Annotated in this window: 16 protein-coding genes and 1 pseudogene; 15 read left to right on the forward strand and 2 right to left on the reverse strand. The window is 70.6% G+C overall.

All coding sequences use genetic code 11. The annotated features are described in order from the left end of the window. Nucleotides 1–25: 25 nt before the first annotated feature. The 13 genes and pseudogenes from NE236_RS45515 to fmdA form a co-directional block, all read left to right on the forward strand. Nucleotides 26–250, forward strand: a pseudogene (locus tag NE236_RS45515) (serine/threonine kinase C-terminal domain-containing protein); the annotation flags it as partial. Between the two features lie 705 nt (nt 251–955). Further along, nucleotides 956–1465, forward strand: a complete 510-nt coding sequence (locus tag NE236_RS01495) for a lytic polysaccharide monooxygenase auxiliary activity family 9 protein (protein ID WP_252839924.1) — start codon at nt 956–958, stop codon at nt 1463–1465. Nucleotides 1466–1602: 137 nt separating this feature from the next. Next, a complete protein-coding gene (locus NE236_RS01500) occupies nt 1603–1830 on the forward strand; it encodes a hypothetical protein (RefSeq protein ID WP_252839925.1) in 228 nt (75 codons plus the stop codon). Between the two features lie 321 nt (nt 1831–2151). Further along, on the forward strand, nt 2152–4164 hold the full coding sequence (locus NE236_RS01505) for a zinc ribbon domain-containing protein (RefSeq protein ID WP_252839926.1): 2013 nt from the start codon (nt 2152–2154) through the stop codon (nt 4162–4164). Nucleotides 4165–4310: 146 nt separating this feature from the next. Then, complete coding sequence (locus tag NE236_RS01510) at nt 4311–4634, forward strand: LLM class flavin-dependent oxidoreductase (protein ID WP_252839927.1); 324 nt, start codon at nt 4311–4313, stop codon at nt 4632–4634. An 8-nt stretch (nt 4635–4642) separates the two neighbouring features. Further along, the gene (locus NE236_RS01515) at nt 4643–4825 is read left to right on the forward strand and encodes a hypothetical protein (protein ID WP_252839928.1); all 183 of its coding nucleotides are present in this window, start codon (nt 4643–4645) and stop codon (nt 4823–4825) included. Nucleotides 4826–4883: 58 nt separating this feature from the next. Continuing rightward, the gene (locus NE236_RS01520; protein WP_252839929.1) at nt 4884–6131 is read left to right on the forward strand and encodes a sensor histidine kinase; all 1248 of its coding nucleotides are present in this window, start codon (nt 4884–4886) and stop codon (nt 6129–6131) included. Next, on the forward strand, nt 6128–6805 hold the full coding sequence (locus NE236_RS01525; protein ID WP_252839930.1) for a response regulator transcription factor: 678 nt from the start codon (nt 6128–6130) through the stop codon (nt 6803–6805). Before NE236_RS01520 ends, NE236_RS01525 begins: the two co-directional genes overlap by 4 nt. Before the next feature lie 213 nt (nt 6806–7018). Next, nucleotides 7019–9220, forward strand: coding sequence for an MMPL family transporter (locus NE236_RS01530; protein ID WP_252839931.1), 2202 nt, complete (start codon nt 7019–7021; stop codon nt 9218–9220). Between the two features lie 159 nt (nt 9221–9379). Then, complete coding sequence (locus NE236_RS44255) at nt 9380–10801, forward strand: dihydrolipoyl dehydrogenase family protein (RefSeq protein WP_252839932.1); 1422 nt, start codon at nt 9380–9382, stop codon at nt 10799–10801. 121 nt (nt 10802–10922) lie between these two features. Continuing rightward, nucleotides 10923–11201 carry an FmdB family zinc ribbon protein gene (locus NE236_RS01540; protein ID WP_252839933.1) on the forward strand — a complete coding sequence of 93 codons (279 nt, stop codon included), beginning with the start codon at nt 10923–10925 and terminating at the stop codon, nt 11199–11201. A 104-nt stretch (nt 11202–11305) separates the two neighbouring features. After that, nucleotides 11306–11941 carry an AmiS/UreI family transporter gene (locus NE236_RS01545; RefSeq protein ID WP_252839934.1) on the forward strand — a complete coding sequence of 212 codons (636 nt, stop codon included), beginning with the start codon at nt 11306–11308 and terminating at the stop codon, nt 11939–11941. A gap of 51 nt (nt 11942–11992) precedes the next feature. Continuing rightward, nucleotides 11993–13240, forward strand: coding sequence for a formamidase (fmdA, locus tag NE236_RS01550; protein ID WP_252839935.1), 1248 nt, complete (start codon nt 11993–11995; stop codon nt 13238–13240). A 59-nt stretch (nt 13241–13299) separates the two neighbouring features. Here the strand turns inward: fmdA and NE236_RS01555 are convergent, their stop codons facing one another. Continuing rightward, nucleotides 13300–14571, reverse strand: coding sequence for an ROK family transcriptional regulator (locus tag NE236_RS01555; protein ID WP_252839936.1), 1272 nt, complete (start codon nt 14569–14571; stop codon nt 13300–13302). A 151-nt stretch (nt 14572–14722) separates the two neighbouring features. Here NE236_RS01555 and NE236_RS01560 point away from each other — a divergent pair, with 151 nt between their 5' ends. Further along, nucleotides 14723–18433, forward strand: coding sequence for an NEW3 domain-containing protein (locus NE236_RS01560; protein ID WP_252839937.1), 3711 nt, complete (start codon nt 14723–14725; stop codon nt 18431–18433). Between the two features lie 61 nt (nt 18434–18494). Here the strand turns inward: NE236_RS01560 and NE236_RS01565 are convergent, their stop codons facing one another. After that, nucleotides 18495–18890, reverse strand: coding sequence for a phage holin family protein (locus NE236_RS01565; RefSeq protein ID WP_252839938.1), 396 nt, complete (start codon nt 18888–18890; stop codon nt 18495–18497). 129 nt (nt 18891–19019) lie between these two features. Here NE236_RS01565 and NE236_RS01570 point away from each other — a divergent pair, with 129 nt between their 5' ends. Beyond that, on the forward strand, nt 19020–19190 hold the full coding sequence (locus NE236_RS01570) for a hypothetical protein (RefSeq protein WP_252839939.1): 171 nt from the start codon (nt 19020–19022) through the stop codon (nt 19188–19190). The last annotated feature ends 105 nt before the right edge of the window (nt 19191–19295 follow it).

Raw genomic sequence — 19295 nt, forward strand, 5'->3', positions numbered from 1 at the left:
ATGCCGCCGCCGTAGTGACAACGATTACACCCGGATCGGGCCGGAATCCGTCCCGGACTACTTCGAGAAGGCCGCCGACCTGGAATTCACTCATTCGGCGAGTGGCGGAAAGGCCCATGTGCTGAACCGGAACATCCTCGTCAACGGGCATCGGGCGTACGCGCTCTACCGGTCGACTCCCGCGTCCCAGTGGTCCGGCGGCCGCCGGTACTTCGAGGTGTTCGCCATGAGCTTCGGTCCGGCGTCCTGAGGGAGGCGGGGCCGCCGGACGTGGTGGTCGGCCCGCTCGTCGGAGAGATGCGAACGTCCGCGAGCGTGCCCCTTCCCCCAAAGGTGCGTGCTCGCGGACGTTCGCCATCATCGGCCCGGATGCGACTCCGGGCGTCTGGATTATCGGCCCTCGTACCGTCCCCGATGAATCCCCCAATCCAGTGGAGACTTCGAGGGCCGTTCTGGTGGTCCGTGTTCCTTGTCGAAGTAAAAACTACGTTCTCTGGACCCCTGATTTCATCCACCTGCCGGTGACATTCGCCGTACAACTCAGGTTGACTCGCATATTCGTGTCGCCGGGAATTCATCCTCCGTTAACCGAATGTCGAGGACTCCGGCGCGGAGCGGGCGCCGTCTGGCGAGCAGGCGGTAGTCGCCCGGCGACCAGGCCGGGAGGGCATCGATCTGCACCATCGCCGACTGCTCCGGCAGCGTGACCTGGTTCCCCCGGTGGAACTGAACGGGCCTGGCGCGACGTGACCCGCGCCGACCGCCGAGCGGTCTTGACAGAGGGTCGTCTCCGAGTAAGAATCCGGGCAAATAGTAAACTTTACTATTAATTGACCTCGGTCACGCCCCGGAGACCGTCATGGCGGCTCGCGCCCCGCCCGGCTCGTTCCGAGCCCACGAACGTCCCCGCAGTGGCCCCTCGGGGCCATCGACCCACGAGATCTGGAGCTCTCACATGAACAAAAGGCTGCTCGCCGCCGTCTCGGGTGCGGCCCTGACCCCCGCCCTCATCGTGGCCCTGGCCGGCACGGCCAGCGCGCACGGCTACATCAACTCTCCGCCGAGCCGTCAGGCCCAGTGCGCCCAGGGCACCGTCCAGTGCGGCGACATCAAGTACGAACCGCAGAGCGTCGAGGGCCCCAAGGGCCTGCGTAGCTGCAGCGGCGGAGTCGCCCGGTTCGCCGAACTCGACGACGACAGCAAGGGCTGGCACGCCACGCAGGTCGGCAGAACGGTGACCTTCACCTGGACCTTCACCGCGCGCCACCGCACCACCAACTGGGAGTACTACATCGGCGGTACCCGCGTCGGAGTGGTCAGCGGCAACGACACCCAGCCGCCGAGCACCGTCTCCCACACCATCAACCTCGGCAACGTGTCCGGACGCCAGAAGCTGCTGGCGATCTGGAACATCGCCGACACCGCCAACGCCTTCTACTCCTGCGTGGACCTGCAGGTCGGCTGACCGTCGGTCGCCGTCGACCGGCGCGGGAGCGGGACCGGCCATGACCTCCGCGTCGCCCGCCCGCTCCCGGTGCGCCGTAGGCGACAGGGACATTGACGACGTTAGCCTCTTTTTCCTACCGTTTTAGTAGATAATGGGTGCACCTCGCGGCGCACTTCCCCGGCGTCAACAACACCACCGTCTGGTCCGACCCTCGGCCGAAGAGCCAGATCGACTTCGGCTCCTTCGTCCACCTCGCCCGTACGGCGGAGCGCGGAAAGTTCGACTTCTTCTTCTTCTTCCTCGCCGAAGGGCTCGGGCTCACGGGTTTGCTTAGTGATCTCCAGCGTTACCCCACGTTACGCAGGTACGCCATGGGACCTTGAGTTACCGCTTTTCGGAGGCGGCGAAGTGTTTGGGGTGCATCCGATGATGCTCCGCCGGTGGGCGGTCGACGCCCTGACGGGCTGATCTCGCTCGGATTTTCGAATCATCGAGCGGAACGCCGACACGGATCGTTACTGTGCGTATATGTTTCGTCGCGTACCGGCTCGCGGGGTGGGCGGCTCTCTTCCGGAGGGCTACCTGGGCCTGCTCAACGACATCGAGCGCGAGATCACTGCGGTGCTGCCCACGGAGGATCGGTCGGCGCAGGGGCTGAGGCGGCTGTCGGCCGAGAGTGGGCGGTTTCGCTCTGGTCGTGTCGCATGAGCCGGAAACGTCCGTTGGCCGCTGGTCAGGTGGCTCGGACCGCGTCCGCTCGGGTGCTGCTGCGTGGTGGGGTGGATGAGAAGACCGGTGAGGCTCTGACGGCGCGGGTGGTGGCCGGGCGGGTGGGCTGGGCCGCTGATTTGGTCGCTGGGATGGTCGCCGGTCTGCTGGCCGGGCGTTGGAACGCCGGTGACGTGGCCAGGCTGGCCGCCGGGGTGGACGAGGCGGGCCGCGTTTTGCCGTCGAACGCGTGGATGGCGTTGCGGAGGCTGGGCTGGGACGTGAGGGTCCCTGAGGGGTTCAAGGTCAATGACCGGATCGTGCGGATGGCGCAGGAGCAGGCCGGGCGGACCCTGCGGTCGGCTCAGCACCGGGCGGAAGTGACCGGCGGGGTCCTCAAAACCTGGCCTACCGACCCGGACAAGCGCACGCCGGCCGAGTGGGACGCCGTCCGGGAGGCGATCCCCGACGGCGGGTCCCTGCCCGGCAGCGTGATCAAGGCGCGCACACGGCAGATCACCGCCTTCCTCGACCGTCATGGGCGGTTTCCGGTCGATGTGTTCGACCTGGAAGAGCCGCCGCGCGTGGCGCGGATGCTGGTGCTGGCCGCGGTGGACCGCCAGCAGGCCACCCTGGAACGCGCCGACGACGACCCAGCGAGGGTGTTGCTGCGGCTGCAGCTGCCGACCCGCCCGGATCCGCGCTCCTACGCCGACTGGTCCTGGGTGGCCTGCCCGCTCACGCTGCCGCCCACCGTCCCGCCCGGCGCGGTGCTGCACCTGCCCACGCTGCGCCCGCACGGCCAGAGAGCACGCGCGGACCTGGCGTTCTCCCACCCCGTCCCCAGGACCGAACGCAACGGTCACGCGAGGGCGCTGGGGGTCGATTGGGGTCTGAACACCCTGCTCAGTGCGGGGGCCTGCCGTTTGTATCCCGACGGCCGCATCACTGCGCTGGGGGCTGGGGCGATGTTCCGGGCCGCCGGGGTGATGGCCCGTCAGCACCGGCTGCGCCGTCACGGCGAACGCCTGCACGCCAAAACCGACGGCTACGAACGTCTGATCGGTGGCCAGGAAGATCACCACCTGGCCGCCAAACACACCGTCCTGACGGCCGAACGGCAATATGTGGCCGATCGCCGGTCGGGACTGAACGACGCACTGGCATGGTCAGCCGCGCGGTGGGCGGTGGACCAGGCGATCGCCGCGGGCGCGACGGTGATCTATGTGGAGGACCTGCGGTCGATGGAGGCCAAGGGCATGGGCCGCACCCTCAACACCCGCCTGTCCCAGACCGTACGCGGGCGGATCATCGGCAACATGCGGCACCTGGCCGCCGAGGTCGGTATCGCCGTGGTCACCGTCCCGGCCCGCAACACCTCCAAGCACTGCCCACAGTGTCTGGTCCCTTTGCGGCACTGCAAGGCCCCCGACCGCCGCACCACACCCGGATGGAAATGGGCGTACTGCCCGCACCCTGACTGTGGCTGGCAAGGCGACCGTGACCACGGCGCGTGGCGGCGTATCGCCGCCCGCGGCCTGACCCACCAAAACAACACCACCGTCGACCGCGCCACCGGCCAGATGACCATCGGCCGCATCATCGATAAGGTCGAGACCGGCGCGGTCATCACCCCGACTCCAGCACCTCCAGCCAGCGGGGGTGACCGGTCCAAGACCGGACCCACCCCGCGCCGAACCCCACGCCCCGCGCCCAGGCGACGCAGGGCACCCTCCACCCCCGGCCCCTGCGGGCCGGCGGGTCAGCGTCCGGAGGGACACGCTCACACGGACCACAGACCGCCTCGGGCGGCCTGCCGGTACCAGGGCGTGCGCACACCCGTGCATACGATCAGCTCAAACACCCCCACCACCCGGGACCGGCCACCACACCGGCCCAAAGGAGCGGCACTGGGCGCAGGCTTCCACCAGCACGCCCACGCCACCCCACCCCGGTGGGCAGATCCACCAGTCACAAATACCCAATACGACTACGGATCCCTAAGCTGATCAGAGACGCTGCGCGAGCTCAAGGGCCGCTTCCACGACCTGGACGTCGTCGGGCGTCCCGAATCGCTCACCGTCCTGTCCGCCTTCGCTCCTCGCACCTGGGCCTGGCCGCCACGGTCAACTCCACGTTCAACGAGCCGTACGAGATGGCCAGACGGCTCGCGACGCTCGACCATCTGAGCGGGGGACGGGCGGCCTGGAACGTCGTCAGCAGCTTCGACGACTTCACCGGGGAGAACCTCCGGCGCGGCGGCTACCTCGAGGAGGCCGACCGGTACACGCGCGCCGCCGAGTTCCTCCAGACGGCCCGTGAGCTGTGGCACTCCTGGCGGCCCGACGCGTCGTGGCCGACCCCGTACGGGGCGAGTTCGTCCGGCCCGACGGCATCGGCGCGTTCCAGCACCAAGGACGGCACATCGCCATCTCAGGGCACTTCAACGTGCCGCGCGGGCCGCAGGGCCAACCGGTGATAATCCAGGTGGAGGACTCGGAGGAGGGCCGGGAGTTCGCCGCCTCCGACGCCGACGTCATCTTCAGTCGGCACAGCCGACTGGAGGAGGGGTCCGACGGCGATCGCACGGGCGCGGCGTCGGGGATCGGCCGGGCGGTCGCCGAGCCGCCATCGGGCCCTCCGCGCGGTCTTCTACTGCGGACGCAGTAGGGCCGGGCTACTCCCTGGGGACAACGGAGGCACGTCCGGCTGCGGCTACCGTGGGCGGGTGAGTCCGTTGACCGAGGTCAGACGCGTCGCCGGCTGCCATCCGTTCCTGTGGGACGGGCTCCTGGCGGCGACGGTGTACGCGCTGGCCCTGTGGGTGCCGCCGGAGCCGCATGACGTCGGGCCAGGCCCGTCGACCTGGCAGGTGGTGGTCTTCGGCGCGCTGGCCGCGGGCCCGCTGACGGTGCGGCGACGGTGGCCGACCGCCGCGCTGGCGTGCACGCTCGCCGGGATGGCGTGCTACCTGGTCCTGGGAGGCAGACAGGGGCCGCTCATGCTGGCGCCCATGGTCGCCGTCTACACCGTGGCCCTGAAGAGCTCACGCCGGACGACGGTGGCCGCCGCGGTGGTGGCCGAGCTGGCGCTGGTCCTCGGCAAGCTGGTCGCTTTCGTGCGCGACGTCAGGGCGCACGAGCTCGTCATGTTCGATCCCCGTCTGGTGAGCATCGTCGCCGAGATCGCCCTCGCCGCCGCGGTGGGCGACGCGGTGCGCAATCGCCGCGCCTACGTGGCGGCGGTCGAGGAACGCGCGCGCCGCGCGGAGCGGACCCGGGAGGAGGAGGCCGAGCGGCGGGTCATCGAGGAGCGGCTGCGGATCGCCCGCGAGCTCCATGACGTGCTCGCCCACCACGTCGCGTTGATCAACGTTCAGGCCGAGGTCGCGGTGTACGTCATGGACACCGACCCGGGCCAGGCGCGCGAGGCCCTGTCCCACGTCCGCCGTGCGGGCCAGGCGGTACTGGAGGAGCTCGGCGCGACGGTCAGTCTGCTGCGGCGGCCGAACGCGCAGCTCGAGTCGGCCCCGGAACCCGCTCCGGGGCTGGACCGGCTGCCGGGCCTGCTCGAGGCGTTCGCGGCCGGCGGGCTGACCGTCGACCAGCGGGTGGTGGGGGAGCGGCGCGAGCTGCCCGCCACCGTCGACCTGGCCGCCTATCGCATCGTCCAGGAGGCGCTGACCAACGTGCACAAGCACGGAGGCGGTGCTCCGGCCACGCTGCGCATCGCCTACGCGCCTGGTGAGCTCCGGGTGGAGATCACCGACTCCGGGCCCGGCGGATCGCCTCCGGGGGAGGGGACCGGCCATGGCCTGCTCGGCATGCGGGAGCGCGCGCACTCGGTCGGCGGCACGTTCGAGGCGGGCCCCCGGCCGGAGGGCGGCTTCCGCGTCCGCGCGGTGCTGCTCTCGGCCGACCATTCGCCCGGGCCGGTGCCGCTCGTCGCCCGAGCGTGCGGGATGGGATTCTCTTGACGATTCGTGTGGTGCTGGCCGACGACCAGTTGCTGGTGCGGGCGGGCTTCAAGGTGCTGGTGCAGGCCGCGCCCGACCTCGAGGTGGTGGGCGAGGCCGCGAATGGCGACGAGGCGGTGGCCCTGGCCAGGGCGACGCGGCCGGACGTCGTGCTCATGGACATCCGGATGCCCGAGACCGACGGGCTGGTCGCGACCCGGCGGATCACCGCCGACGAGACCCTGGCCGCCGTACGCGTGCTGGTGCTCACGACCTTCGAGATCGACGCGTACGTGTTCGCGGCTCTGCGCGCCGGCGCCAGCGGGTTCGTCGGCAAGGGCGTTCACGCCGGGGACCTGCACGAGGCCATCCGCACCGTCGCCCGGGGAGACGCGCTGCTTTCCCCGGCGGCCACGCAGGCGCTGATCGCGCGTTTCCTCAGCGGCCCGGGGGACGTTGCCGACGGCGCGGCGGAACGCCTCTCCGACCTGACCGAACGCGAACGCGAGGTGGTCGTCATGGTGGCGCGCGGGCTGTCGAACGGCCAGATCGCCGAGCGGTTGCACATCCGGCCGCTGACGGCGAAGACCCACGCGAACCGGGCGATGATGAAGCTCGGGGCGCACGACCGCGCGCAGCTGGTGATGATCGCCTACGAGACGGGCCTCGTACGCCCGGCCGCTCCGTCGCAGTAGCCGCCCCGGTCACCCTCCACCGCGACGTACTCCGTGGCCGTCCGGCCCGCTACTCGGCCTCGTAACCGCACGGCCACCTCGCCGCAGTAGCCGCACCCACCGGCTACTGCGGACGCGGTATGCCGAAGACCGTTCCCCAGGTGGACGGGAACGGTCGTTCACCGGCACCAGGATTGGTCCTGGCATTCGATGACAACCCGGGGGTTTTCTTTTATGTCCGCTCTCGCGCGATGGTGCCACCGCCATCGCCTCGCCGTGGTCCTGCTGTGGCTGGCCGCGCTCGCCGGTCTGGGTGTGCTGTCGCAGACGGTCGGCTCCGCCTACAAGGACAGCTTCTCCCTGCCCGGCACCGAGTCCACCAAGGCCCTGCAGCTGCTGCAGAAATCCGCGCCGGCGCAGTCGGGGGACTCGGCGACCGTCGTCTGGCGCGCGCCCGCGGGCGGCACCGTCCGTGACGACGCCGTACGGCGGAAGATGACCGCCACCCTCGCAACGATCTCCAAGCTGCCCTCCGTGACCTCGGTGACCGGCCCGTACGACGGCCCGCGGGGCGCCCGCCAGATCAGCCGGGACGGTACGACGGCCTACGCCCAGGTCGGCTTCGGCAAGCAGGCGAACGAGCTGGCGAAGCCGGACGTGCAGCGCGTGATCGATGCCGCCGAGGCCGCCCGGGGCGACGGCCTGCGCGTCGAACTCGGCGGCAACCCGATCAGCCAGGTCGAGCGGACCCCACCCGGCAACGCCGAGCTGATCGGGGTGGCGGCCGCCGCGCTCGTCCTGCTCATCGCCTTCGGGTCGCTGTTCGCGATGCTGCTGCCGATCCTCACCGCCATCGCCGGGGTCGGGAGCGGCCTGATGGCCGTCACTCTGCTCACCCACGTCGTGACCGTCGGCCAGATCGGGCCCACACTGGGCGCGCTGATCGGGCTCGGCGTCGGCATCGACTACGCGCTGTTCATCGTCACCCGGCACCGTGCCGGCCTGAAGAACGGATTGAGCGTCGAGGAGTCGGTGGTCAAGGCCATCGACACGTCCGGCCGCGCCGTGCTGTTCGCCGGGGGCACCGTGGTGATCGCCCTGCTCGGTCTGTTCGTCCTGGGCATGAGCTTCCTCAACGGCATGGCCATCGCCTCGGCGGTCACCGTGGTGTGCACCGTGTTCGCCGCGATCACGCTGCTGCCGGCGCTGCTCGGCCTGCTCAAGACGCGGGTGCTCAGCCGCCGCGAACGCCGCCGCCTCGGCGCGGAGGGCTCGGGCGGCGCGGCCCGGCAGGACGTCTGGACCCGCTGGGCGGGCGTGGTCGAGCGCCGGCCTCGCACGCTGTCCGCGGTGGCCCTCGTGGCCATCGCGGTCCTGTGCGTGCCGGTGTTCTCCCTGCGCCTGGGCTCCTCCGACGCGGGGAACAACCCGACCTCCACGACCACGCGCCAGGCGTACGACCTGCTGGCCGAGGGCTTCGGCCCCGGATTCAACGGCCCGCTGCAGCTGATCGCCGAGACGCACGGCGCGGCCGACCGGCAGGCCTTCACCCGCCTGGTCGGCGAGGTGTCCCGTACACGCGGGGTGGCGGCGGCCGTCGCGCTGCCCGCACGGCCGGGTGCGACGATCGCCATGGCGCAGGTGGTCCCGACGACCTCGCCCCAGTCCGAACAGACCTCCGACCTGATCGACCGGCTCCGCCATGACGTCGTCCCGGCCGCCGAGCGCGGCACGTCGCTGCGGGTCTACGTCGGCGGTCAGACGGCGATCTTCGACGACTTCGCGGGCGTGCTGACGGGCAAGCTCCCGCTGTTCCTCGGTGTGATCATCACACTCGGGTTCCTGCTGCTCCTGATCGCCTTCCGCAGCCTGCTCGTGCCGGCCGTCGCCGCCGTGATGAACGTGCTGTCCGCCGGCGCGTCCTTCGGCGTGGTCGTCGCCTTCTTCCAGTGGGGATGGGGCTCGGAGCCGCTCGGCGTGGGCGCCGCGGGGCCGATCGAGGCGTTCCTCCCCGTGATCATGCTGTCGATCCTGTTCGGCCTGTCAATGGACTACCAGGTGTTCCTGGTCAGCCGGATGCACGAGGAGTGGGTGCACAGCGGCGACAACCGCCGCGCGGTCACCGTCGGCCAGGCCCACACGGGCCGGGTCATCACCGCCGCCGCGACCATCATGATCGCGGTGTTCGTCGCCTTCGTCTTCGGGGGCCAGCGGGTCATCGCCGAGTTCGGCATCGGCCTGAGCGCCGCCGTCGCCCTGGACGCCTTCATCCTGCGGACGATCCTCGTCCCGGCGGCGATGCACCTGTTCGGCCGGGCGAACTGGTGGCTGCCGTCCTGGCTGGACCGCCGCCTGCCACACCTGTCGGTCGAGCCGCCGGAGGAACGGCCGATCGAGGGCGCGGTCGGCACTCCGCTGGAGCCCGCCTCCCGCTGAGGTCCATGGCGGGGCGGTCGGTGGCGACCGCCCCGCTTCTCCTCTTCGTCCGCCGGGCCCCAAAGATTCCCTACGCAGCGGTTTCCCATCCCTTGCCGTTGATGCGGGCAGGTTCAGGAACAGGTCTGGCCGTGCCGACGACGATCGGGGGATCTCGTGGTGGATGAGGACGCTGTTTTCGATGTGATCGTGATCGGGGCCGGGCCAGTCGGTGAGAACGCCGCCGCGCGTGTCGTACGGGGCGGGCTCACGGCCGCCGTCGTCGAGAAGCGCCTGGTGGGCGGTGAGTGCAACTACTACGCGTGCGTCCCGAGCAAGGCGCTGCTCTGGCCGATGGAGCTGGCGGACGCGGTGAGCCGGATGCCGGGCCTTGAGCTGCGCGGCCCGATCGACACGCCCGCGGTGCTGGCCCGGCGCGACGAGGTCGTGTCCCACTTCGATGACACCGGTTATGTGGACTGGGTGGAGGAGCTGCCGGCGACGTTCTTCCGCGGACATGGGCGCCTGGCCGGACCACGGCGAGTGGAGGTGACGACGCCGGGCGGTCAGGTCCGGGGGCTACGGGCCCGGCACGCCGTCGTCGTCGCCACCGGCAGCAACCCGGACATCCCCGACGTACCCGGGCTGCGCGAGGCGCGCCCGTGGACGAACCAGGAGGCGACCAGCGTCCAGCAGGTGCCCAAGCGGCTCGTCGTGATCGGCGGCGGGCCCGTCGCGTGTGAGATGTCGCAGGCCCTGCACGCGCTCGGTGCCCTGGGGACCACCGTCGTCGTCCGTGACGACCGCCTGCTCACCAGGACCGAGCCGTTCGCCGGGGAGCTGCTGGCCCGGTCGTTCGCCGACGCCGGCATCGACGTGCGCCTCGGCCGCCATCCGGTCCGCGTCGAGCGCCTCGAGCCGGGCGGCCCGGTGACCGTCCACACCGACGACGGCGTGCGGATCGAGGCCGACGAGATCCTGGTCGGCACCGGCCGCCGTCTCGCCGTGACCGACATCGGCCTGGAGACGATCGATCTGGCGGCGAACGGCCCGATCGAGGTCGACGCGAGCATGCGGGCGACGGGGGTGCCCGACGGCTGGTTGTACGCCGCCGGGGACGTCAACGGGCGCAACCTGCTCACCCACATGGGCAAGTACCAGGCACGCATCTGCGGCGACGTGATCGTCGCCCGCGCCGGCGGCCGGCCCGACGACCTGCCATCGCTGCGCGACACCGCCGACGACCGGGGCGCGCCACAGGTCATCTTCACCGACCCCCAGGTGTGCGCCGTCGGGCGCACCGAGTCCGAGGCGCGCGCCGCCGGTCTTCCGGTTCGCGCCGTGGAGGTCGACATGGGCGCGGTGATCGGCGCCGAGCTACAGACGCCGGGCTACACCGGCCGGGCGAAGCTGGTCGTCGACGAGGATCGCCGCGTGCTCCTCGGCGCCACGTTCGTCGGCCCGGCGGCGGTCGATCTCCTCCACGGAGCCACCATCGCGGTGACCGCCGAGGTCGCCCTCGATCGGCTCTGGCACGCCGTTCCATCCTTCCCGACCACGAGCGAGATCTGGCTGAACCTCCTGCTCGAGTACGGCATGTGAGGTCGGATCAGCGGTAACCACCGAGCTTCCTCAACACTCGGCCAAAAGACGGCAATAGGGCCAAGAATGGGCGAATAACGGGGAATGGCTGTGCCATGGAGGCCGGTCCGCGGAGGTGGTCATGGCGACCTATGAGTACGCGTGTCCGGGCTGCGGCTCCTTCGACGCACGGCTGCCGCTGGGCACTGCGCCCGCGACGCGGGAGTGTCCCGTCTGCGGGCGCGAGTGTCGGCGCGTGTACTCCGCACCGGCGCTGACGCGCACGTCCGCGACCGTACGGGCGAGCCGGGAACGTGAAGAACAGAGCCGGGAGGCGCCGGCGATCGTGTCGGAGGTGCCGCCGTCGCGGCGGCCCTCCCGGCGCCCGCACCCGGCGCTCGCGCACCTGCCACGGCCGTGAGCGCGGCCTGTGGTGCGGGTCCGTGATGCGGGCCCGTGGCGCGAGGTCGCGGGCGGGAACGACATGACGGCGCCCTGGGCCCGGCGGCCGAGGGGTGAGGCTTGATGGCGAACGTAGGGCTTCTCTATGTGGGAGCGGTGCTGTTCCTCAACGGGATGATGCTGCTCGGCAAGGTCGATCCCAAGGCCACGGCGCTGCTGAACCTGTTCGTCGGCGCCATGCAGGTGGTCTTCCCGACCGTGTTGATCGCGACGGCCGGACGCGACACCCACCTGATCCTGGCGGCATCCGGGCTGTACCTGTTCGGGTTCACCTACCTGTATGTCGGGATCGGGTTGCTGACCGGGCTCGACACCAGCGGCGTCGGATACTTCTCGCTGTTCGTGGCCGTGATGGCGCTCGGCTACGCCGTCGTCAACTTCCGCATCCTGCGCGACCCGCCGTTCGGCGTCATCTGGCTGTACTGGGCGTTCCTGTGGTTCCTGTTCTTCGTCCTGCTCGGACTGAAGGTCGAGGGGATCACCGTCTACACGGGCTGGGTGACGGCGATCGAAGGCTGGGTCACCGGGGCTATCCCGGCGATCCTTCTGCTGTGCGGCTACTGGGGCAGGCACGGGCAGGTCGCGGTCCTGCTGGCGGTGTTCGCCGTAGTGGTCTTCGGCGCCCTGTGGCTCCTGGTCGGCCCGGGACACCGTCTCGGCCACCGGCCCGGCGGCGTGGCGGCGGCGGGACGTCCCTGAGGACCGGCCTCCCGATTCGAGTTCGTGAATTCGGCAGGGGAGTGAGTGATCATGCCAGACGTCGTATTCCACGTTGACCAGTCACGGTCAATGCGTGATCAGAAGGTACCCGGCCACAACAGGTGGCATCCGGCCGTGCCGGCCGCCGATTCCGTCCGGCCGGGCGATGAGTTCCGGATGGAATGCCGGGAGTGGACCGACTGTCAGATCGGCAACAACGACTCCGCCAACGACGTACGCGACGTCGATCTGACGTTGTGCCACATGCTGAGCGGCCCGATCCGGATCGAAGGGGCCGAGCCCGGCGATCTGCTGATCGTCGACATCCTCGACCTCGGGCCCGTACCCCAGCACGTCGGAGACGCGGCGGGCGAGGGTTGGGGCTACACCGGGGTGTTCGCCAAGTCCAACGGCGGATCGTTCCTGACGGACTACTACCCGGACGCCGTCAAGGCGATCTGGGACTTCCACGGCCAGCAGGCCTCTTCTCGGCACCTGCCCGGCGTGCGGTACACCGGCATCACCCACCCGGGGCTGTTCGGCACCGCGCCGTCGCAGGAGCTGCTGGAGCGGTGGAACCGCCGGGAGCAGGCCCTGATCGACACCAACCCCGATCGGGTGCCACCCCTGGCGCTGCCGCCGGAGCCCACCGGCGCGCTGGTCGGCCACGCCCACGGCGGTGACGCCGACCGGGTCGCCCGGGAGGGCGCCCGCACGGTGCCGGCCCGTGAGCACGGCGGTAATCAGGACATCAAGAACTTCAGCCGCGGATCCCGCGTGTTCGTGCCCGTCTTCGTCGACGGCGCGAACCTCTCCGTGGGCGACCTGCACTTCAGCCAGGGCGACGGAGAGATCACCTTCTGCGGCGCGATCGAGATGGGAGGTTTCATCGACTTCCACGTCGACCTGATCAAGGGCGGCATGGAGAAGTACGGCATCACCACCAACCCGGTCTTCATGCCGGGCAACGTCGAGCCGAGGTACTCGGAGTTCATGAGCTTCGTCGGCATCTCCGTCGATCCCGACGACGACACGAACCTCTACATGGACGCGACGCTGGCCTACAAGTGCGCCTGCCTCAACGCCATCGAGTACCTCAAGAGGTGGGGCTACAGCGGCGAACAGGCGTACCTGATCCTCGGGTCCGCGCCGGTCGAGGGGCGGATCAGCGGGATCGTCGACATCCCGAACGCCTGCTGCACGCTGTACCTGCCCACGGCGATCTTCGATTTCGACATCCGTCCCACCATGGACGGTCCCCGGAGCGCCGATCGCGGGAAGTGCGCCGTCACCTCATGACACCATCGTGGCGCCGGAGCCGGAGGTCTCCGGCGCCACGCCGTACCCCGCCGGGAGCGTCACCGGCTGGCGCCGAGCGCGTCGGGGGAGAGGTGGCGTCTCTCGACGTCGTCCAGGGCGCTCCGGGTCGCGCCGAGGGCCACCGCGGTGTCGCCGAGCGAGGACAGCGCGAGCCGCGGGCGCACCAGGGTGCGGCGGCGGAGGTGCCGCTCGACGACCGTCAGCAGCCGCGCTCCGGCGCGGGACACGCCCCCGCCGATCACGATCAGCTCCGGGTCGAGGAGCAGACAGGCGGCGGCGAGGCCGCGGGCGAAACGGGCGGCGATCTGGTCGACGATCGATTCGGCGAGTGCGCTCCCGGCCGACGCGGCGTCGAAGAGCGCGGCCACGTCGTCGTGCGGCCGTGCCCGCAGCATCAGCTCACGCAGCCGCGCGTCGCCCTGACGCTCCGCCTCCGCGAGGGCGAGCTCGATGATCGCGGAGGCGCCGACCTGGCGTTCGAAGGGGCCCATCGTGTCGCGGGTGACGATGTGGGGGCCGTCGGGACCGCGGTGTTCGGCGAGGTCGAGGAAGCCGATCTCCCCGGCCGCGGCGTTCGTCCCCCGGAGCAGCCGGCCGTCGATCATGATGCCGGCGCCGACGCGGGCGCCCCACTGCACGAAGACCAGGTCGTCCGCCTCGGTCGCGGTGCCGCGCCAGCGTTCGGCGAGGACGGCGAGGTTGACGTCGTTGTGGACGCTGAGCGGGCACGCGAGCAGCGAGCGGAGCTCGGCGGCGACGGGGATGGAGGCCCAGCCGGGGATGCTCGGCGCCAGCGTCACCGTTCCCGTCTTGGTGTCGACGAGTCCGGGGCTGCCGATCGCGGCGGACAGCACATCCCCGGCCGGGACGCCGGCCTCGGCCAGGACGTCCGTGGTGATCCGCAGCAGCGCCCGGAGGACCTCCTCGCCGCCGCGCAGCCGGTGGGTGTCCTCGCGCCGCTCGGCGATCACGTTGCCGGCCAGGTCGGAGACCATGGCGAGGATCTTGTGGGGTCCGACGTCGGCGCCGAGGACGTGGCCCGCCTCGGACCGGAACCGGATCACCGCCGCGGGGCGGCCGACCCTGATCTCCCCGCCGGCTCCGGACCGCTGATCCGCGTCCTCGGCCCAGCCTTCCGCCCGCAGCGTATCGATGGCCCGGCTCACGGCGGGCCGGGACAGGCCCGTGGCCGTGACCAGGTCGGCGACCCGCTGCGGGCCGCCCTCCCGCAGCGCGGTCAGCACCGTCACGACGTTGATCCGGCGCAGCACGTGCGGCCCCGTACCGGCCGGCATCGGCTCCCTCGTCACGGAATCCCCTCTTGACCCGCACAGTGACAGAAGTTATTAGTTACGAACGATACGTTACTAAATATCCGCCGAGTGGCCACGGTGTCTGGAGAACACCGGCCGTTTCCGCCTCCGCCGTTCCGCGTCTTCCGCCCCAGAAGGCAGGTTCGCCATGCGATCGTTCCTCCGCCACGCCCTCGCACTCGCCACCCCCCTGATCCTCACGCTCGGCCTCGCCCCGCCCGGCCGGGCGGCCACCCCGCGCCCCGCCGCTCCCTCCCGGCCCGCGATCGTCCACGCGACGACCGGAGCCTCCGGCTACGGCAACGCCTACAACGACTACCGGCGCGCCCCGTACGGGGTGCTGGAGACACCGGCGCAGCAGCAGACCCTGCCGCCGGTCAGGGACGACCCGAACGAGGCGTTCGACTGGTACCGGTACCCCCGTGCCGCCATCGGTGTGTACGGCGGCCCGGAACGATCGATCATCACGCCCGAGGGCTACCTGCAGACCGGGTACGCCGCGCTGACGTTCGCCACCGGCTCGTCGCGGACCCCCGTGAACCAGCGGGTCAAGACCTGGGTGGACGGGTACCTGCCGATCCTGTCGGAACAGTTCGACTCCGGCGGTGTCCAGCACGCGATCCGGTTCTTCGCCGCCAAGGTGCCCGGCGTCGCCAAGGTCCCCTTCACCCAGTCGTACGGTCTGCCGGCCAAGAAGGTGACGGCCGACGTCGACAACATGGTGAACTTCGTCAAGGTCAGCCTCACCAACCCGGGCTCCTCGCCGGTCACGCACCGGTTCTCGGCCACCCTCGACCTCACCAAGGGCATCGGCGCGCTGAACGGCAACTCCGGCCCGAGCAAACCCGCGAATCCGGGCTGGGACGACGACCAGCGCGTCTACGGCGGCGACGGGAAGCTCCTCCTGGTCTCCGGGCAGACGCCGAGCGGCGTCGACGGCGGCACCCAGGACTACGACGTCACGCTGGAACCCCACCAGACCCGGACGCTCACCTTCGCGATGCCCTACTTCGTCGGGCAGGACTCCGACACCGCGCCGATCAAGGGCACGGACTACGACCGGTACGAGCAGCAGACCGCGCAGTTCTGGCACCGTACGCTCGACCAGGCCGGGACGGTCCTCCAGGTCCCCGGCAGCGGCGCCGAGACGAAGGTGCTGGACGCCTACAAGGCCAACCTGGCGTTCTCCCTCATCCTGATGAACGTCGTCGACGGCCGGTACTACTGGAACGCCAACCCGACCGTCTACGCCCACTACTGGCTGCGCGACACGGCCTTCGACATCGACGGCATCCTGAACGCCGGCTTCACCGCCGTCGCCAAGCAGGTCACGCTCGAGATGCTCGACTGGCAGTCCGACACCGGGCAGTTCATCTCCCAGTCGGGGCAGTACGACGGCAACGGGGAGGCCCTGTGGGCGTTCGCCAACTACTACCAACGCACCCATGACACCGAATTCGCCCGCCAGGTCTGGCCCGCCGTCCAGCGGGCGATGGACTGGGAGTGGCAGATCCGCCGGCAGTACTGGCAGTCCGACGACGGCCTGTTCCCCGCCTCCACGATGAAGGACGACGAAGGCGTCCGCGGGCACGTGCTCACCTACGACCTGTGGAACATCGCCGGCGAGGAGGGGGCCGCGAAGATCGCCGAGGCGGTCGGCGACGGCGCGACCGCCGCGACGTGGAAACAGCGCCGCACCCAGTACATCGGCATCCTGCGGTCCAAGCTCGCCCCGCAGGTGAAGAAGCTGGGCGTCATCCCGCCCACGACCGAGGGCATGGCTGCGCCGGGCGTCCGCGACGGCTGGTACGGCGGCGTGTACGGGATCGACTGGGGCAACCTCGAGGCCGTCTGGCCCGCGAACGCCTTCCGCCCGGACGACCCGTGGATCACCAAGAGCCTGGCCGTCTGGCGGCGCAAGATGTTCGAGGGCATCTTCGGCTACCCGTCCGGCGGCGTGGAGAGCACCCTGCACTCCTACACGCCGATGTCGCTGTCGATCACCGACATCCTTCGCGGGGACCAGGACGCGGCACTGTCGTCGCTGTACTCCCTGCTGACGCACACCTCCGCCACGCACATGGCCTCGGAGGGCATGGCCTCGGCCCAGCGCTGGGGGTGGTCGTCGACCGACCAGACCCAGCCGCACGCCGAGTTCGCCGGCAAGTACCTGACCTTCCTGCGCGACATGCTCGCCAATGAGGCGTCGGACGGGTCCCTGCACCTGGCGAACGTCTGGTCGCCGCAGTGGAGCAGGCCCGGCCAGACCCTGGGCTTCACCGGGGACACCGACTTCGGGCCGATGTCCTACACCGCGACCGTCGACGGGAAGGGCGCCACGATGCGCCTCACGCCGCCGACCCGCGGCACCCCGGACAACGTCGTGATCTCGGCGCCGGACGGGACCGCCCTCACCTCGGTGACCGTGGACGGCCACCGCGCCGGCCGGATTTCCGGGCACCAGGTCACCCTGACGTCGCCCCGGCAGGCGAGCGTGATCCGGCTCAACTGGACGAGGACACGATCCGTGCCGCAGCTCGGCGTCGCCCACGCGGCCGCGGACTACGAGGCGAACTACCAGCGGATGACGTCGCCGATCGACGCCACGGTCACCGCCGTCAAGGCCGATCACCGCGCCATCGAGGCGGGTGCGCCGCTGTCGGTCACCGGGACGGTGGTCAACGACGGGGGAGCCGGCTACCTCGCCGACCCCCGTGTCGTGCTCTACGTGAACGGCCAGGCGACCCAGACCGACACGACGACGTTCGCCCGGGGGATCGGGTTCACCACCCCCGCGCGGATCGTCTCCTTCGGCCACCACGACGAGGGCACCGTGCCCGTGGCGTTCTCCCCTCAGCTGTGCGCCCCAGGGCACTACACGATCGGCATCGGGCTCGGGTCGGCGGCGCCCACGCACACGGTCGAGGTCGACGTCCGCGCCCCGTCGAAGGCCACGCCGCCGACCGCGACACTCGAGCTGTCACCCGGTTCGCCGTACGTCGACGGCGGCGGTAAGGCCGCCGTCACCGGCAAGGTGACCAACACCGGCTGTCTCGCGGTGACGGGAACGAAGGTGACCCTCGCCGCGCCGGACGGCTGGACGGCGACGCCGCAGGACCCGGCCGTTCTCGGCACCATCGAGCCGGGCGCCTCGGCGACCGCCTCCTGGACGCTCACCCCGCCCGCGACGCTTCCCGACCCCGACCCGACCGTGAGCGTCGGCGCCTCAGCGACCTTCGCGGACGGCGCGGGCGGCACCGGGAAGGCGAGCGGCTCGGCGACCCTCACCGCCTTCGCGGCGCCGTCGGCCGAATACCGGTCCGTCGCGAGCACCGCCGCCCACGTCGGGCAGCTCGGCGACCGGTACGCCGTCTTCGCCGACGGCAAGGATCAGTGGGGACGCACGGATCAGTTCGGCGCCCTCTACCGCAAGGGCGCGGGCAAGGAGGCCATGACGGTGACGACCAAGGTCACACGGCAGGACCCGACGGGTGTCTGGGCCAAGGCCGGCATCGTCGTCCGCAACGACCTGTCCGCCAAGAGCCCCGGGTACGTGATCCTGGCCGCCACACCCGCCAACGGCGTCGTCATGCAGTGGGACGCCAACGGCGACGGCTACCTGGACACCACGCTGAACACCGGTTTCTCCGGCTACCCCGTGCAGCTCAAACTAGTACGGTCCGGCGCGACGTTCACCGGATCGTTCAGCCTCGACGGCAAGACCTGGCAGCAGGTCGCCACCGCCCAGGTGCCGAGCGCGGCGGCCACACAGGACGTCGGCCTCTCGGCGGCGGCCGTCACCGGGGACGCCTCAGGCCGGATCTCCGGCGCGGAGTTCACCGGCTTCGGAATCGAGTAACCGAGAGTCGAACAGGCGCCCGCTCTTCCCACGCTCCGGGAGGGGCGGGCACCCCGTCCGGCTACGGAAGTGCCCGGTCCATGATGTCGAGGGCGTCCTCCTTGATCCTCGTGGTGGACTCCTTCGACACCACCGGGAACGCCTGCCGCAGTTCACGCCGCCCGGCCACCGCCAGCGCGCCCCCGGCGGAGATCAACCCACCGCCGACCACGATGGCGGAGGCCCACGGCGGAAGCCTCCGGTGCAGCGCGGCGACCGTTCCGGCCACCACCGCGCCCGTTCCGTACGCCATCAGCGCGCCGCCGCCACCGAGCAGCATCATCCCGCTCTTCGCCCTCGCGGCGCTGTCGACCATCTCCTGCTGGACGACCGCCAGCTCCTTGCGGACCAGGCGTACGGTCTGCTCCCTCACGTCGTCGAGCGCGTCGGTCATCGACTCGCCTTTGTCCTTCGCCATGGCCGTCTCCTCACCTGCCTTTTCCCCGAGCGCTACCCGGTGCGGGGCCGGAGTAACGCGTCCGGGCTCGTACCCCGTCGCCCGGCGGGTATGGCTCTGAGCAGGGACTACCGTGGAGGAGGCTGTGATATGACGCTGTTCCTGGCCCTCATCATCGTGGCGATCGGACTCGGCATCGCCGGATTCGTGGTGAAAGGCCTCTTCTTCCTACTGATCATCGGCATCCTGGTCTTCCTGGTCGACCTGGTACTGGGCGGGATCCGGATCGGCCACCGTCGCGGCACCCGCGCCGCACGCTGACCAACACGGCGGTCATCCGCCGAGCACGCGCCGGTCATCCCGTCTCAGGAGCGGCTTCATCAAAAGGAGTCGATCTCAGGCAGAGCCCTACAACGAACGAAGCCC

It is taken from the genome of Actinoallomurus purpureus (assembly GCF_024055795.1).
Classification (GTDB): Bacteria; Actinomycetota; Actinomycetes; order Streptosporangiales; family Streptosporangiaceae; genus Actinoallomurus; species Actinoallomurus purpureus.